20 protein-coding genes and 3 pseudogenes are annotated in these 13730 nt (G+C 60.2%); 15 read left to right on the top strand and 8 right to left on the bottom strand.

The genetic code is table 11. From position 1 onward, the window contains the following. Positions 1-338 precede the first annotated feature (338 nt). Together NKI68_RS00880 and NKI68_RS00875 are read left to right on the top strand one after the other, a co-directional pair. Complete coding sequence (locus NKI68_RS00880; RefSeq protein WP_254544805.1) at positions 339-1685, top strand: hemolysin family protein; 1347 nt, start codon at positions 339-341, stop codon at positions 1683-1685. A 65-nt stretch (positions 1686-1750) separates the two neighbouring features. Further along, positions 1751-2146, top strand: a complete 396-nt coding sequence (locus NKI68_RS00875; RefSeq protein ID WP_254544804.1) for a DUF7567 family protein — start codon at positions 1751-1753, stop codon at positions 2144-2146. Between the two features lie 18 nt (positions 2147-2164). On the opposite strand, the gene NKI68_RS00870 is transcribed toward NKI68_RS00875, so the two are convergent. From NKI68_RS00870 to NKI68_RS00835, 8 genes are all read right to left on the bottom strand, one after another. Then, entirely contained in the window at positions 2165-3013 is an 849-nt protein-coding gene (locus NKI68_RS00870; RefSeq protein WP_254544803.1) for a DUF6920 family protein, read from the bottom strand. A 6-nt stretch (positions 3014-3019) separates the two neighbouring features. Next, positions 3020-3892 carry a hypothetical protein gene (locus NKI68_RS00865; RefSeq protein WP_254544802.1) on the bottom strand — a complete coding sequence of 291 codons (873 nt, stop codon included), beginning with the start codon at positions 3890-3892 and terminating at the stop codon, positions 3020-3022. Further along, entirely contained in the window at positions 3874-4479 is a 606-nt protein-coding gene (locus NKI68_RS00860) for a flavodoxin domain-containing protein (RefSeq protein ID WP_254544801.1), read from the bottom strand. Before NKI68_RS00860 ends, NKI68_RS00865 begins: the two co-directional genes overlap by 19 nt. Before the next feature lie 139 nt (positions 4480-4618). Further along, positions 4619-4777: a hypothetical protein gene (locus tag NKI68_RS00855; protein WP_254544800.1), complete on the bottom strand. Its 159-nt coding sequence runs from the start codon at positions 4775-4777 to the stop codon at positions 4619-4621. 222 nt (positions 4778-4999) lie between these two features. Then, on the bottom strand, positions 5000-5365 hold the full coding sequence (locus tag NKI68_RS00850; RefSeq protein ID WP_254544799.1) for a nitroreductase family protein: 366 nt from the start codon (positions 5363-5365) through the stop codon (positions 5000-5002). Between the two features lie 33 nt (positions 5366-5398). After that, positions 5399-6007 carry a nitroreductase family protein gene (locus NKI68_RS00845; protein WP_254544798.1) on the bottom strand — a complete coding sequence of 203 codons (609 nt, stop codon included), beginning with the start codon at positions 6005-6007 and terminating at the stop codon, positions 5399-5401. A 100-nt stretch (positions 6008-6107) separates the two neighbouring features. Beyond that, on the bottom strand, positions 6108-6707 hold the full coding sequence (locus tag NKI68_RS00840; protein WP_254544797.1) for an SRPBCC family protein: 600 nt from the start codon (positions 6705-6707) through the stop codon (positions 6108-6110). 240 nt (positions 6708-6947) lie between these two features. Then, complete coding sequence (locus NKI68_RS00835) at positions 6948-7100, bottom strand: hypothetical protein (protein WP_254544796.1); 153 nt, start codon at positions 7098-7100, stop codon at positions 6948-6950. Positions 7101-7201: 101 nt separating this feature from the next. On the opposite strand from NKI68_RS00835, the gene NKI68_RS00830 reads away from it, so the two are divergent. The 13 genes and pseudogenes from NKI68_RS00830 to NKI68_RS00770 all read left to right on the top strand — a co-directional run bounded on the left by NKI68_RS00830 (position 7202) and on the right by NKI68_RS00770 (position 13532). Further along, complete coding sequence (locus tag NKI68_RS00830) at positions 7202-7516, top strand: toxin-antitoxin system TumE family protein (protein ID WP_254544795.1); 315 nt, start codon at positions 7202-7204, stop codon at positions 7514-7516. Between the two features lie 34 nt (positions 7517-7550). Continuing rightward, a complete protein-coding gene (locus NKI68_RS00825; RefSeq protein WP_254544794.1) occupies positions 7551-7970 on the top strand; it encodes an HVO_A0114 family putative DNA-binding protein in 420 nt (139 codons plus the stop codon). A gap of 62 nt (positions 7971-8032) precedes the next feature. Beyond that, complete coding sequence (locus NKI68_RS00820; RefSeq protein WP_254544793.1) at positions 8033-8296, top strand: DUF7389 domain-containing protein; 264 nt, start codon at positions 8033-8035, stop codon at positions 8294-8296. 50 nt (positions 8297-8346) lie between these two features. Further along, positions 8347-8553, top strand: a complete 207-nt coding sequence (locus NKI68_RS00815) for a DUF8129 domain-containing protein (RefSeq protein WP_254544792.1) — start codon at positions 8347-8349, stop codon at positions 8551-8553. A 55-nt stretch (positions 8554-8608) separates the two neighbouring features. Beyond that, positions 8609-8884, top strand: a pseudogene (locus NKI68_RS23720) (hypothetical protein); the annotation flags it as partial. Between the two features lie 125 nt (positions 8885-9009). Then, positions 9010-10020: a DUF6610 family protein gene (locus tag NKI68_RS00805; protein ID WP_368410894.1), complete on the top strand. Its 1011-nt coding sequence runs from the start codon at positions 9010-9012 to the stop codon at positions 10018-10020. Positions 10021-10062: 42 nt separating this feature from the next. Continuing rightward, complete coding sequence (locus NKI68_RS00800) at positions 10063-10410, top strand: DUF8013 domain-containing protein (RefSeq protein ID WP_254544790.1); 348 nt, start codon at positions 10063-10065, stop codon at positions 10408-10410. Positions 10411-10496: 86 nt separating this feature from the next. After that, positions 10497-10622: pseudogene (locus NKI68_RS00795) on the top strand (DUF955 domain-containing protein); the annotation flags it as partial. A gap of 331 nt (positions 10623-10953) precedes the next feature. Beyond that, positions 10954-11346 (top strand): hypothetical protein, encoded by a 393-nt coding sequence (locus tag NKI68_RS00790; RefSeq protein ID WP_254544789.1) that lies wholly within the window; start codon positions 10954-10956, stop codon positions 11344-11346. 2 nt (positions 11347-11348) lie between these two features. Then, positions 11349-11909: a hypothetical protein gene (locus NKI68_RS00785; RefSeq protein ID WP_254544788.1), complete on the top strand. Its 561-nt coding sequence runs from the start codon at positions 11349-11351 to the stop codon at positions 11907-11909. Between the two features lie 56 nt (positions 11910-11965). Next, positions 11966-12466: pseudogene (locus tag NKI68_RS00780) on the top strand (zinc ribbon domain-containing protein); the annotation flags it as partial. A gap of 130 nt (positions 12467-12596) precedes the next feature. Then, the gene (locus tag NKI68_RS00775) at positions 12597-12881 is read left to right on the top strand and encodes a hypothetical protein (protein ID WP_254544787.1); all 285 of its coding nucleotides are present in this window, start codon (positions 12597-12599) and stop codon (positions 12879-12881) included. A 420-nt stretch (positions 12882-13301) separates the two neighbouring features. Further along, positions 13302-13532, top strand: a complete 231-nt coding sequence (locus tag NKI68_RS00770) for a hypothetical protein (RefSeq protein ID WP_254544786.1) — start codon at positions 13302-13304, stop codon at positions 13530-13532. Positions 13533-13730: the final 198 nt, after the last annotated feature.

Here is a 13730-nt window from a genome sequence, read left to right as displayed (position 1 = left end):
TAATTCCGGGGGAAATCCTCGAGTGTGTGATGTTCTCCCACGACTTCAGTCGTGGGCTTCTCACGCGCGTTTACGCTGGTTTGGGAACGTACGTTGACGACCCGACACGCCGCTAGGAGTGCCACGCCCCCGTTACTCCTCTCCCGCGAAGGACTCGGAGGTACCTCAAACCTTGCGGTTTCAGCGGTTGCGAACCGTGCGGCGATTCATCCCACGACTCAAGTCGTGGGGTTTCTCGCCTAATCCGTATAAGCGGACGAGTAGCGCTTTGTGAGCGTAGTCGTGTCGCGCGACGCTGTATCCATCCCCTACAAGTCACTCAGAGGACAATGAAGGGTATGGTAGACCTGATCTCCGTCGGTGGGTTGCTTCTCGCGTTCTTCCTCGTCATCATGAACGGCGTGTTCGTGGCCGCCGAGTTCGCATTCGTGAAGCTCCGGCCGACCCGAGTGAACGCACTCGTCGACCGCGGGAAGCCTGGTGCGAGCATAGTACAGGATGCTATCGAGAATCTGGATGGCTATCTTGCAGTCAGTCAGCTCGGAATCACGCTCTCGTCACTCGGCCTCGGGTGGATCGGCGAGCCGGCTGTGGCAGCACTCATCGAACCGATTCTCGGTGAACTCCTGCCCGCGGAGGCGATTCATCTTGTTGCATTCGCGCTGGGATTCGGCTTCATCACGTTCCTCCACGTCGTATTCGGTGAACTCGCCCCCAAGACGTTCGCCATTCAGGAAGCCGAGCGAGTGGCGTTCCTCGTTGCCCCACTCATGAAGTTCTTTTATTACGTGTTTATCCCGGGTATCATCGTCTTCAACGGTACTGCCAACTACTTCACTGGCTTGTTTGGTGTCTCGCCAGCGGCAGAAGGCGAAGAGACCCATTCCGAGGAAGAAATTCTGATGATTCTCACTCGCTCCGAAGAGACGGGAGAGATCGATCTCGATGAGGTCGAGATGATCGAGAGTGTCTTCGAACTCGGCGACACGATCGCCCGCGAAATCATGGTGCCACGCCCCGATGTGGAGACCGTCTCTGCGTCCATGACTCTCTCGGAACTCCGGTCTGTTGCCGCCAGCGGAACCTACACGCGGTATATCGTGCTCGACGAGGACGGGGAGCAGCCGATCGGATTCGTCCACGCGAAGGACATCCTGAAGGCGAGCGAAACCGACACCGATCACGACGACACGGTCACTGCCCTCGACCTCGCACGCGACGTCCTCGTCGTTCCCGAAACGCGACGGATCGACGCGATTCTCGCCGAGTTTCAGACGCACGGTGGGGGGCAGATCGCCGTCGTCATCGACGAATGGGGCGTCTTCGAGGGGATCGTCACGATCGAAGACATTCTCGAAGAGATCGTCGGTGACATCCGAGACGAATTCGACACAGCACCGCAGGGTCCCACAATCGAGGAACGAGACGACGGTACGTACGTCGTCGACGGCGGCGTGCCAGTCCGGGAAGTGAACGAACGGCTTGGCGTCGAGTTCGAGACCGATGAAGTCGAGACAATTGGTGGGTTCGTCTTTAGCCGACTCGGGCGAGAACCCGAGATGGCTGATGAGATCGAGCAGAATGGGTACGTCCTTCGCGTCGACGCCATCGACAACGCGCGAATTAAACGGCTCGTGATTCAACCTCCAGAGCGATCTCAGAAACAGACCACTGAAGAGGACTAGTCCTCACGCGGTGTCGTTTGTATCCGGGCAAAGAAGGTCCCGGGTGAACCAGGCCTGCTCTGACAATGACCCGCAAAGTACTCAACCGCCACAGCGAAGCACTGTTCGAGTTCCTCTGGAGTCCAGTCTGCGGGCACGAGGTGTTCAGCCACATTCCCTTTGAGGGCGTGTTCTGCAGGGACTGCAACACACAGGTTGAACTCCAGGAATCACATGAGGATCGTGGCTACGAGGAAGCCGTCCTCGCCTGCTTCGATACCGACACGACCTGGAATCTCCACGTCGACGAAAAACTTCGTCGTGACCTGCCTGACGGGTCGGCTCAGGTGAAGATCCTCGGCGCACCGGGTGCCTACACGGTCGATTGGTGGAGTCCCGAACCCGGCGACGACTGGGAGCCGGTCGAGCGCGGTGAATTCGCTGACATCGAAGAACCTGCCGACGTGTCTCACTTGGCGTAACGGCCGATATCCACCTTATCACGTGTATTCGATTTCCTCTACGGTTGCTCGCCAATAGGGCAGATCGCCCTCCGGCAGATGCCATTCGACTTCTCCGTCGATCGGAATCCGAACCCCATCTCTGACCTGATAGTTTCGCCAGTACCCGGTCCATGGCGTCGATTCGTACGTGCCGTCGTCCTTCCGGTACGGCCGTTCGGCGGATACCCGCTCCACTTCGTTCCGACCGTTGAAATAAAACACCAGCGAGGCAGCCGTTCCGCGATGTTCGAGCGTCGCCCTAGCCGAGCGCTCGTCTATCGGCTCCCACTCGACCCCTTCACTCGGCAAGAGAGCGGTCGGATACCAGACGCTCTCGCCCAGGTACCGCATCAACTCTCCAGCGTCCAGCTCTGGGCTTGGGTCGGCGTTTGCAACGGGAACCGTCGAGAGGAGCTTGGCGCGTAACGCGCCTGTTCCATCCTTGTACATATCGACAACGCGAACCGATACTAGTGGAGCCATCTCAATTACAGCATCCCAGAGGAATCCTGGTGGGGCGGTCGTGACGTGCTGGGTCGCTTCGAGTGGTTTCCACGGTGCGTCCGCGTCGCCCAGGCGGAACTCACCGTGTTGCCGCAGGCGCACCGCTCGGACGTACGGCTGCCCTTCGGTGAGGACGGTATCCAGGTATCGCTGCACGGGCTCGGGGAGTCCGTCGAGATCGTCTTTCGTGAAGACGTGATCAGAGCGCGTGGTGGCAGCAGCGAGCAGTTCGTCTACGAGTTGGGAGTTAACTCGCTCGAGACGAGCCTTGCCGCCGAGGACGACAGCTACGACGCTGACCACGAGGAGACCAAGCACGCTCAGAACCGATTTGAGCCGCATGATTCGTTATCTCATCCCGGGTTCACTTGAGGGCTCGGTGAACGGCCTCGTGGCGGCTGGACTGTGTTCTGTATCGATCGACAGAATGAACCGAGCCATCAGCACGAGGCTCACCAGGGTCAGCAGCCCGAAAATAACGAGCTGCGGCAGCGGGACGGTCTGACCGTCACGAATCATGAAGACGGCCATTGCTAGCACCGCCCCGCCGAGCGTCACGATCTTCGCGAGGAGGACGCCGGTGAGGGCATACCCCCAGGCCCGTCTCTTCCACAGCCAGTACGCAGAGAGGGCGAATGCGGGCAAGACGATGCCGAGGTCGAGTGAGTAGATGACGTTCACCGGGAGCCCCGCCTCGGTGATACTCGGCGGGGTGGTCCCTGCGAACGTGGCTGGGAGAATCTCGGACAGCCAGAGGACCCCGATCAGGACGACCAGCAGCAGCTGGAACGCCACGTACGACCGGACTGGCAACTCACCGACCGCTCGCTTCACAACGGAAGCGTCAAGGCGGACCATCCCGCCGACGAACGTGAACAGCGTCAGCCACAGCAACGCGACGTAGACGAGGTACAGCTCGTTGAACGCGGTCATGAATGCGTAGGAGGCGTAGGTGTACAGGAGGTAGCCGGTCACCCCGAGCCACACGACGTACGCTCGCAGCGAGCCACGTGTGACGAAGTACAGCGAGACGGCGAGTGCTGGCACAGCCACGACGAGCGTCAGGAGGTCCTGCCCGTAGACCTGCGGAAGGAGCACCGGTGCATCACGGTAGAAGCTGGGCACGAACAGCCCGACGACCGTCGCGATTAGCGTCAGCGCGATGGTTGCGAGCGACCCGAGGACGTACGGGCGTGGTACTGTCACTCGACCGGTCGGCATTCGACCCCCTTCTGGGCGTCCGAAACCGACGCGACGATGCCGAGTTGTTCCTCGACGAACGTCGCGAAGTCGGCGGCGAACGTCTCGACCTCGTCCCAGTCGGTGTACTCGTAGTCTCGGGACGTATCCGTATCCCCGGTGATGTCCTTGGTGAGCTGTTTCAACACCAGCCGCTTGAGGAACCCGTACTCCGAGTAGCGAAGCGCGCCGCCGAAGATTACGATTCGATCCGGCTGCCAGCCGGTGTCCTCGACGAACGCGGTGACGTATCCTGCGGCCTCGGCCTGACTCTCCTCATCCGGTCGGGTGGCAGTCAGGCACATTTGGCAGAACCCCGTCGGCCGCGTGGTCAGGTCCTCGCGATCGGTGGTGACCAACGTCCGGACTTCGGGCTGGTGTTTGCCGCCGTGGATGGACGCGCCGACGAGAACGGCGTCGTACTCGGTGAGTTCGAAGTCGTCAGAGAGCTGCCCGGCGTCGATGGCCTCGGCGGTGTGGCCGCGGTCACGCAAGACGCCGACGATGCGGTCGGCGATCTTGGCGGTCTGTCCTTGACTGGTTCCATAGAATACGAGGATCGATGCCATAACGTTCACTAGGGTCTGATAGGACTCAGATGACTATAATCGAGCATCTCGATTCTCAGGGTAGGAGAACTGGACTCAGATGTCAATCTGGTTGGGAGGGCCCTGACTGAGGTGTACTCTCTATAGCGAGCGAGCCGACTCAGGGCACCGTGGACGTTGATTCCTCGTCCCCGCGAATCCGACGCCCGTAGACGAGCAGCCAGATAATCAGCAACACCTCGCCCACGAAGGTGAACGCAGCGACTTCGAAGGTGTAACCAGCAAACAGCACCCGCCCGAAGCTATCCGCCTCGACCACCCGGACAGCGATCCAATCTGCTACTACAGTCCCGGCGTGGACACGGTCGCCACCGGGAGCCACCGCTGGCGTCGTTCGGGGACGCGTCACACGGAGTAGTCCATCGGGACGAACTGTTGAGGGAGGGACTGATCATCTGAGAGAGGACGTTCGGACTCTCGTTGATCTGCCATCCCGAATCTGTGTTCCGGTTCGGGAGAGGAGTACAGTTTGTCCGCCGTACTATCGCAGCACCGTCGTCACCGGCCAGCGGGGCGTGTGTGTCTCCTCATCGTCGTCCTCGGCGTATCCCAGCCGGAACAGATGTTGCGGGGTCGCGTCCGTGATCTCGAGTTCCTCGGCCAGTTCGCGCTTCAGGTCCGGTCGCTCCAGTATCTGACTCATCGGGTGGACGGCCACGCTCTTTCGCGTGGCGGCGAGCATCAGTCGCTCGAAGACCTGCCCGGTCCGGACGTGTGCTTCGACCGAGTCGTCGGGTGTCGTCAGTAGGGCGACCGTGGGTGCGCTCGTGATGAGCTTCGAATTCTTTGCTCCCTCCCGCTCGCCGAGGTCGAGATACGTCACGGCTAGCTGTCCGATGCGGGCCATGAGCCACGGGGCACCGAGCGCACCGATGCCAACCTAGTGACCGAGTTCCCGCCGATACGCTGGATCGGCCATCTGCCGTTCGTCTGCTTCGACTTGGAGTTCAGCGATTTTCTCTTTCCGCGTCTCATCATCGATCAGCAGGAGGTCGACGTCGTCCTCGCGAACGAGTGCTCGGAGCTGATCAAGTGTCGACGACGGAATCACGCGGTCCAGGAATACCTGGTGGGACGTCCGCCGTGTAGTGATCGCCTCGAAGAGCGCTACGTCGTCGGACTGGTCGGGGGCGACGGCGGGGTCGAATCGAACGGAGACGACCGCGTCGCTTTTGTCTGTCCCATATTCGACGGTGAAGCCGAAATCGAACCGAGCAGCAGCGATCAACAGATTCTCGAGGGCACAGCCGAGGCTGATGTGGAGCTCGCGCCTGCCCGCATCTGCGACCTCGAGCCAGCGCGAGTCATCTGCGTGGATGTGGATGGTGTCACCGTCGACGGCGAACGACCACGGCTGGGAGTTGTGGCTCGATGGCGCGAGGATCGAATATCGGAGCAGGAATCGTAGACGATCTTCGAACGGTGCATCGGCCGGGAATCCGTTCTCATCGACGTCCCAAACGTCTGTACTGAGGTCAGTAGCGCTCATGTGTACTACAATCTCTGTCGTATACCGTGATAGATACCCACTGAGATTCTCGTTACACGCGAATGGCCAGGTGCCTCATGAACTATTGACGGGATAGGTATCATGTGGATACGTCCCGAGTAGCGATGACTGGCCTGGTCTGCGATGCTGCGAGTCGCTCGGCTCTCGATCGAAGTCCTCGAAGCATCCCGTGTGTCATCACGAACGTAACGGGCTCGAGCACCGACTGGGCAGCGACGCGGACCAGTCTATTCTCCGGCAGGCGGATGCGCGACCGGACGAGCAGTCGCGTCGTCGTCTCGTCGACCGGTTCTAACACGAACGACCAGACCCACCACGCCGGGTCGCCGGGCGTCAGTAGGACGAGCGATCGTTCGGGGTCGAGTGCGGCGACCTCAAGCGTCGCGTCCGGGTATCGATCGGCCCTGCCGAGCCGAATCGTGTCGCCCACAGCTAAGTCCTGCCACTCCGTGACGATGGTGTCCGCGTTGTGGATGTCGAGCCCGACGAGGTTCTCTGCCCACTCGTGGCTGTAGAACCCGCCACGCTCCTGGCCGAGCTGGCGCAGCCACGGCCAGATATCGGTGGGTGGCGCCTCGATACTGATCGCCATTGTCGATTCGGCGTCAGCGTCCGGGAGCAGGTCGTCGCCCGGGAGTGACCGTTCGACCTCCGCCGGCGTCGCGCCCCAGTTCATCATCCGCGGGCGGACCACCGTCCAGTAAGCGACCCCGAGAAGTGCAGCCCCGGCCGTTCTGCGGATGCGTCGTCGCCATGGCCGTGCCGTATCCAAGCCCGGAGTGTCTGACCTGAATCGTCCGAATTCGTGGGCTGTTCTCATGATTTTTCGTCTCGAGTGGAAATACGTGTGGAACGTCCCTTGATCTAGCCGCTGATTCCTGTCGTTCGGGAATCTACGACCTCACATCGTGTTGTTCGCCTACGTCCATCCATGAATGACCCCGAGCGCCACCATGGCTACCCCGATCGCGAAGTAGACTGCCTCGGTCAACGTCCACGAGGGCTGATCGAGAAGGAGAATCTCGACGACGATCCACGTCGCGAGAAGCCCTCCAGCGACCACTGAGACCATCGCCCCATAGCAGGATAGTGATATCCCACAATCGTCTGAGTAGCTGTTGGGAATGTTCCCAACACACTTATAGTGTTGGGCGGCTACCCAACGGGTGAGGGATGGGCCACGAACTCACGCACCGCTACACCCACGTCGAAGCCGGACTCGTCGAGAACGTCGTCATCCGACGGACGACCGATACAGATGTCTACCCGTCCGGCTGGAAGTACACCCTTCATCTGGGAACGCTGCAAGACCTAACGCTCATCCGCTACGACAACGCCCACGAAGACACCAAAGGCCACGAACTCCACACCGCTGCCGGTGACGCAGACGTCGATTTCCCCGGTATGGAAGAACTCGTCGTCGAGTTCTGGGCCAGTGCTGACGAATACTGGGACACCATTGGTGGCAACCCGCCACGTCCCTATTGACAGAAGACAAAACACACATCCAACACACCCGAACATGACCACGCTTCACATCACCGTCGGCGACCGAGCACAGCTCCGAGAGGATACGCTCCAGTTCATTCAGGCTGCCGAGGCTGAGGAACTGGACGAAAGCGATGAGCATGCAGTACTCCAGTTCGGAACCTATGATGATCTCGTCGACAGCCTCACCCCACTGCGCCTCAATCTCATTCAGGCGATCGCCAAAGAGCGCCCTTCAAGTATGCGGGAGGCAGCACGACTCGTCGACCGCGACGTCTCTGATGTCCATGCAGACCTGAAACAGCTGGAGGTATTGGGTATCCTCGAACTCAAGGAGGGAGGCCCTGGGGGAGCGATCCAGCCAGTTGTCCCCTTCGATAAAATCGAGATGCACATCGATTATCCCCTTCTCGACGACATCGACGTAGACAGCACTCCCGCTAGCGCAGACTAGCCACGTGTTTTTCACCCTCTGAAGGGGTGTGAGAGCTGTCAGAGGGCTCTCGTGGAGAACGAATGTCTGACTCGAAGCAACAACCAAGTCGAGCAGTTGAATCGTCGTCCAGTGAAGAACGCACGAACCGAACCGAGTACGTCGAACGAAGCGATGTCGGCGTCTCACTCACCGTGAAGCTCACTCGCGGTACAGGCACCCGCGATCAGGATAAACTCACGGCCAAAGTGAAGGCGAAAACGCTCGAGGACATGGAAACCCTCCGCGAGTACATCCACGACCTCGCCGAGGACGCTCGCCAGATCCAACCAGGAGACGACGAGTAGCGGGCGGGTGCTGTTTTTCGTCGCCTCAGGAGGCGTGGAGGCGACCAGGAGTGAGCGACCCAGATTCGAGCGAACTGTCCCCAGAACAGCGTCTCGACCCACCGAATACACGACTCATCAACGCCGGCATCGCGACGATCAACGACATGGAGACGCTGCGAGCGTGCGTTGCCTACGAGAACGCTCACCAGCAACGGTTCCAAATCCTTCGCCGGCTCGATGACCGAGCCAGCGAGCTTCGGTCAGAAGACACCTAAATGGACGCTCACGGGCTGTTTGTCGACGCCATCAGAGGTGGAGGCTTCGAACTAGATGAGCGACCGACCCGAGATTGTGATTCAGCGACAGACTGCGTTCGGTGAGGACGGCCAGCTCGAACTGACCGAGACGAGCGTCGAGACCTCGCTCGAGGACTTCGGTGCAGACGTCGATCATCGCGACCGCGAATCGCGGCTCGATCGCCCCGCGGCTAGTGAGTTCGGCGTCGACGACCGGCCAGAAGTAGCGCATTTCTCAACAGGAGATCAGTCGACGCTCTTCGCGGATACTGACGCCGATCAACAGACGCTCACAGATGACAAGACAGCGATGCAGTCTGTTCGGAGATTAACCAACACGCAGTACCATTTACTACTTCCGTTAGTTAATACTAGCGAGGTCTATCTTGCCCCGGAGAGCCCTGCGGGGCGACGGAGTCCCGCAGGAAACTCCTCATGGCTATTCGCGACAGCGCAGACCCAGTTAGCAACAGTTCTACTGAGACACACTCTGACGCCCGACAAGCGGTGTACGTGGCGTTCCTCCATCGGGTTCCGTTTGCGCTCGATGCTTTGACCCTCGGCTTCCTCCCTGGGTTTCGCGAGGACTGCACGTATCAGCAGTTGCAATTCGAGACCCTCGAGTGCCCGGTCGGAATGCTCGATAACGATTTTCGGAATCCAGACCTCGACCGGTACGTCAAGCGGGCGCTCGAGTACGAACCCGACGTGGGTATCATCGGTGACGCCTACGACGCTGCAGAAGCACAGTCGTACGTCGACACGATTCGAGAGCTCCAGGAGAGACTGCCCGAGACGGAGTTCATCATCGTCCCGAAATGCCGGGCCGCCATTGAGGCGGTTCCCGACGATATGGTGCTTGGGTACTCGCGAGGGTATGCGGACACACCTGCACGCGAGTTCTCCGATCCCATCGACTGGCGTGGCCGTCGGGTCCACATCCTTGGTGGCAGTCCACCCAAGCAACTCGAGGTCGTGGAGCAGCTCACCCAGCCAACGCTGACGGGTGACCCGCCGGCTGACATCGTCGGCCTCGATTGGAATGGTCTGCATCGCGGCGCGCAGTTCGGCGAGTTCTGGACAGCCGACGGCTGGGACGACAGCGGTCGCGACGCCGACCACGTCACGGTCCGGAAGACAGTCCGGCATAGCCTCAGCCGGCTCAAAGAATTCTGGCAGGACCACGGCGTCTGGCCCGATCCGACACCCCAGGCGGACGAGACCGAACTCACCTATTCCGGGCCCACGCGAGGCGATATCGAGAGCGCGGCGTGTACCGAGTGCCGCGCCAACGTCTGGACGACTGATCGTGGCCCATACGTCGCCGAGTACGACACAGGAGCAGTCTGTGGGTACTGCTGCTACGAGTGCTACTTCTCGCACCGGCATCGGAACAACCTCGAGGAGATCGCCGGTGATCGGAGCGTCTACCTCCCGCCTGCCTGATGCAGCGACCCGTTTTTCGCGCCCTCCGAGATGGTGATTTCCGTGAGCCAACAACAGCATTCGAGCGACGTCTCGATCGATGCAATTCCAGTCGACGGAGCGAACAGCCAGTCAGCTGAGGTCGAACCAGAAGATGTCCCCGAGGAACCCCGGTCGATTACGCAGGCGCTCGCGACCGAGCAGCCGCCGACGAATCCGCTCGTCGCGCTGAAGGCCGCCCGCTGGTGGTATATCCACGGCAAGGGCGGCACTGATCCGGTGTTCCAGTGGGCCATCGAGTGGGTATGCCACCTCGCGACCGACAGGCCCAGCGACATCAACCAGTTCGAGTCATTTCTCGACTACCTCGTCACAGTCGGCTTCGCTGATGAGAACGCCGCCCTCCGCTAACCGCCGTCACGAGTTTTTTATGCGCCGTCAGGGGTGCGGCGCGGGCTGAATCGAAGCAATCGCAGGAAGGCGACTTTCAGAACATCATGGCTACGACGAGCGACTCGTCGGCCTCCTTCGAGGAGACCGACACGCGAACAGACGAGATGCACAGTACGATCGAAGCATGGATCGACGACCTCGTTGACGACCTCGAGGTGTTCGATGCCAGCCCTCGATAGCGCACCCTCGAGATCGATAGGAGCAGCCATCTCACAGTGCTGGGTTGGCTCATCGTCGCCGGTCATGGCGCTCGCTACGACGCGGCCGTATAAGTACACCCGGACAGGACACTCGACACGGAAAACCAAGGGGACGACTCCTAGTTCGAATGTGGGCTACGTTTTTGCCGAGGATACTTTGTGAGGTACTGGAACTAGAGGTGTCCTCCTGTAGTACATTGCCGTTGAGCTGTTTCCCGAAATTATTTACTCACGGCTACGATGAGCCAGTTGAGACGGACGGCAACGAGATTAAGTATGTGTAGAATCTACACATGGAATGATGGCTGAAGAGAAAACACGAGTCGATTTCAACGCCCCGAGATCTCTCATTGAGCGTGCCGACAGTGTCGTTGAAATCCTCGATATCTCTCGGACCCGTCTTCTCATCGACGCTCTCGAGGATGAACTCGAAACCCTCACACATGACGAGGAGTTCCGTCGGCGTCTTAGCGACGCGTACTACAATGACCGCGTCGACTACAACACCGTCGAAGCGGTCCTTGGGCGCGAGGAAGCAATGCGAATGAAACTCCTCCGGGCGTCGGTCGACCGGACACCTGCCGAACCCCAGCTCGAGGACACCCTTCCGAGCGATGATGTCTTCTACGACGGCGAGATCCCCGAATGGACGGACACTCCCTCGTCTGACTCCGATGACGAGTCGCACGCCTGACGATGTCGGAGAACGCCGTTGCCGTTGTTTACACCAATGTATTGTTGAATCTCGCCACTCCCGTCGTCGACAACCGTCTAACGGCCCCCTCTGGTGCAGATCCACTCAAAGCACTCCTCATCGCGTACGACATCCACACACCCGCGAGTGTCCTCGGAGAGATCACCGAAGCAACAGGAAGCGGTGATCTCCTGTCTGCAGCCGCCGACCTCGTCCTCCAGGCAGCACACCATCTGACGACACACGATGTCGATAACCGGACCGACGATCCACTCGACTACGGACTCGATCGCGGAGAATCCGAGGGGATCTGGCTAGCGAACGAGTTGGAGGCAGATCTGTTCATCACAGACGAGTTCAACACGACTAACTACCTCTTCATCACCCTCGCCCTCAACGACCGGAATATACTCTTCACGACACCGCACATCCTCTGCACGCTCGCAACGCATGATATCCTGCCTGTCGGCTACGTCAGGGCCGCCCTCACCTACTACGTCGAGACCAAGAGCTGGGACGCGCAGTACGTGGCCCAGTTGCGCCAACAGTATCTCCCTGATTGAATCCTTGGTTAGAGGTGAGAGACGAGCAACCTCTGTCGCGACTCCGAAAAGGAGTCGACCTCCTCGAACGGTTGCATGGCGAGGGCACCTCCACGGTGTACGTCGGCGCTCTCAACGACGTACTCGACACACACGAGACGGTGGAGATGAACGCCAAGACGCACCACATCTGGGCGTTCGTGAAGCGGCTCGCCTGTACTGCCGAGGAGTTCGGCATCACGGTCGAAATCCGGTCGAAGCGTGGACTTCCCAAGAGTGTCCGAACTGTAGTTCGACCGACCGAACGACGCGCCACCGCGATACGCTGACGTGTCCGTGCGGCTTCGAGGGGCACGCGGACCTTACGGCGTACGCAAGACGCGACGCGTCTTGCGTGCCCCCGAGAACCTTCGGTTCTCGGGACGTCCGAGACGTTCTTGGAACGGTAAACGACGGTATCACGGCCGATGGCACGGCCTGTATGCCTCAAGTGGGACGACCACAACTGGTCGGAGTCACCACGCTCTTGTCCCAACGAGGAGCATACGAACCCGCAAGTTGCCTCCGTGGGTCGGTAAGCGAGATTCCCACCGCGAGGAGCCCCCGGCGTCTCGCTGAACGACGTGAGGCGAGGCTCGGGAGACGCCGTGCGTCTCCCGGCGTTTACGCCGGGGAGGATGTCAACGAAGAGTGTGAACGGTAGTACCCATGCGAGCAGACAAGCCGTCAGCCGACGAGGAGCGGCACCCTGATTTCGAGACCGTTCGCGAGCAGACGTTCCACGACGCCAGAAACCTCCTCGTGAGTCGATCAGCAACCGACTTCGAGTCGGTCGAGGCAGTGCGCTCGGCGTTTCTTGAGCACGTCCGCGGGATGTATACGGTTCATACCGCCGGGCTTGAGATCGACGGTGAACCGCAAGACGTCCAGCTGCACCTTGAGAAGCGGACAACGGCGTTCTTCGCGCACCGACTGACTAGGAGGTACGAGTGACCACGGCCACTATCGTCATCGCAGCGGACGTGGGGGGTGTGTCTGAGGCCCGTCACGGCCGAATGAGTATCCGTGGCTGCCGACAGCCTATGGAGGTAACGACGCAGCCACCGTCTCTAGATCGTAGAGAGACTGGCTCATGCCACCGTTTTCGCCAGTTTTTCGCTTGCAACGTGGGGTACCTCCGTCACCAACACGGTCCCCCGTCATGTCCGCATACCCCTCAGAGAGCGATCGGCAGCGCCACAGACGGCTGAGAGGACGAACACATCGACGGGATGACACGATAGCCGTGAGAACGTGCCCTACTGGGCCGCAGTGTGCGAGTAGTGGATGGCCAAAGCTTCAAGACGTGTTGCCCGAGAGAGTACAGTACGCAATCATCTAACTAGCCGATCTACCCGCTCCCCACGATCGCCCATGGACCCTACCTCATCACGACAAACCCCACTCGGCTCGCTCGCCAGCGACGCACTTGCGCAGCTCAAAGCGCCCATGCAAGAGACCGAGGGGATGCGTCAAGCGATTGCACGCAACGTACTGCAGAATCAGGGGTTTACCGAGGCGGAAGCGGACGTCGCGCTCACGCAATTGCTCAGTCGGGGCTATCTCTACGAAGTCAACGACCGCCTCTATCTCACTCCGGGCTGATACCGGCGTCCCCAGTGACGGCGGTCTTACGCTCGTGCTCATCCGGAGGGTCCATCGACGCCTCACCGTTGATCGTTCTCAGAGAGGCACAGTCGAATGCGAGCGAGTGCAATAGAGAGAAGAGGCACACTCTCGAGAAGGACCATGACCACGGTGTAGGAGGAGTGTCGGCACGACGCCGAAGGCGGTACAAGAAGT

Source organism: Halomarina pelagica, assembly GCF_024228315.1.
In the GTDB taxonomy this organism is placed as follows: domain Archaea; phylum Halobacteriota; class Halobacteria; order Halobacteriales; family Haloarculaceae; genus Halomarina; species Halomarina pelagica.
Note: the sequence above shows the minus strand (reverse complement) of the source record. Positions and strands in the feature narration are given on the sequence as shown.

What these genes read in the sequence shown, in the direction of transcription:
- NKI68_RS00880 (WP_254544805.1), top strand. Translation starts at nt 339, where the DNA reads ATGGTAGACCTGATCTCCGTCGGTGGGTTGCTTCTCGCGTTCTTCCTC.
- NKI68_RS00770 (WP_254544786.1), top strand. Translation starts at nt 13,302, where the DNA reads ATGGACCCTACCTCATCACGACAAACCCCACTCGGCTCGCTCGCCAGC.
- NKI68_RS00845 (WP_254544798.1), bottom strand. Translation starts at nt 6,007, where the DNA reads ATGAGCGCTACTGACCTCAGTACAGACGTTTGGGACGTCGATGAGAAC.
- NKI68_RS00805 (WP_368410894.1), top strand. Translation starts at nt 9,010, where the DNA reads ATGGCTATTCGCGACAGCGCAGACCCAGTTAGCAACAGTTCTACTGAG.
- NKI68_RS00870 (WP_254544803.1), bottom strand. Translation starts at nt 3,013, where the DNA reads ATGCGGCTCAAATCGGTTCTGAGCGTGCTTGGTCTCCTCGTGGTCAGC.
- NKI68_RS00860 (WP_254544801.1), bottom strand. Translation starts at nt 4,479, where the DNA reads ATGGCATCGATCCTCGTATTCTATGGAACCAGTCAAGGACAGACCGCC.
- NKI68_RS00835 (WP_254544796.1), bottom strand. Translation starts at nt 7,100, where the DNA reads ATGGTCTCAGTGGTCGCTGGAGGGCTTCTCGCGACGTGGATCGTCGTC.
- NKI68_RS00790 (WP_254544789.1), top strand. Translation starts at nt 10,954, where the DNA reads ATGGCTGAAGAGAAAACACGAGTCGATTTCAACGCCCCGAGATCTCTC.
- NKI68_RS00865 (WP_254544802.1), bottom strand. Translation starts at nt 3,892, where the DNA reads ATGCCGACCGGTCGAGTGACAGTACCACGCCCGTACGTCCTCGGGTCG.
- NKI68_RS00785 (WP_254544788.1), top strand. Translation starts at nt 11,349, where the DNA reads ATGTCGGAGAACGCCGTTGCCGTTGTTTACACCAATGTATTGTTGAAT.
- NKI68_RS00875 (WP_254544804.1), top strand. Translation starts at nt 1,751, where the DNA reads ATGACCCGCAAAGTACTCAACCGCCACAGCGAAGCACTGTTCGAGTTC.
- NKI68_RS00820 (WP_254544793.1), top strand. Translation starts at nt 8,033, where the DNA reads ATGTCTGACTCGAAGCAACAACCAAGTCGAGCAGTTGAATCGTCGTCC.
- NKI68_RS00840 (WP_254544797.1), bottom strand. Translation starts at nt 6,707, where the DNA reads ATGATGAACTGGGGCGCGACGCCGGCGGAGGTCGAACGGTCACTCCCG.
- NKI68_RS00825 (WP_254544794.1), top strand. Translation starts at nt 7,551, where the DNA reads ATGACCACGCTTCACATCACCGTCGGCGACCGAGCACAGCTCCGAGAG.
- NKI68_RS00775 (WP_254544787.1), top strand. Translation starts at nt 12,597, where the DNA reads ATGCGAGCAGACAAGCCGTCAGCCGACGAGGAGCGGCACCCTGATTTC.
- NKI68_RS00850 (WP_254544799.1), bottom strand. Translation starts at nt 5,365, where the DNA reads ATGGCCCGCATCGGACAGCTAGCCGTGACGTATCTCGACCTCGGCGAG.
- NKI68_RS00830 (WP_254544795.1), top strand. Translation starts at nt 7,202, where the DNA reads ATGGGCCACGAACTCACGCACCGCTACACCCACGTCGAAGCCGGACTC.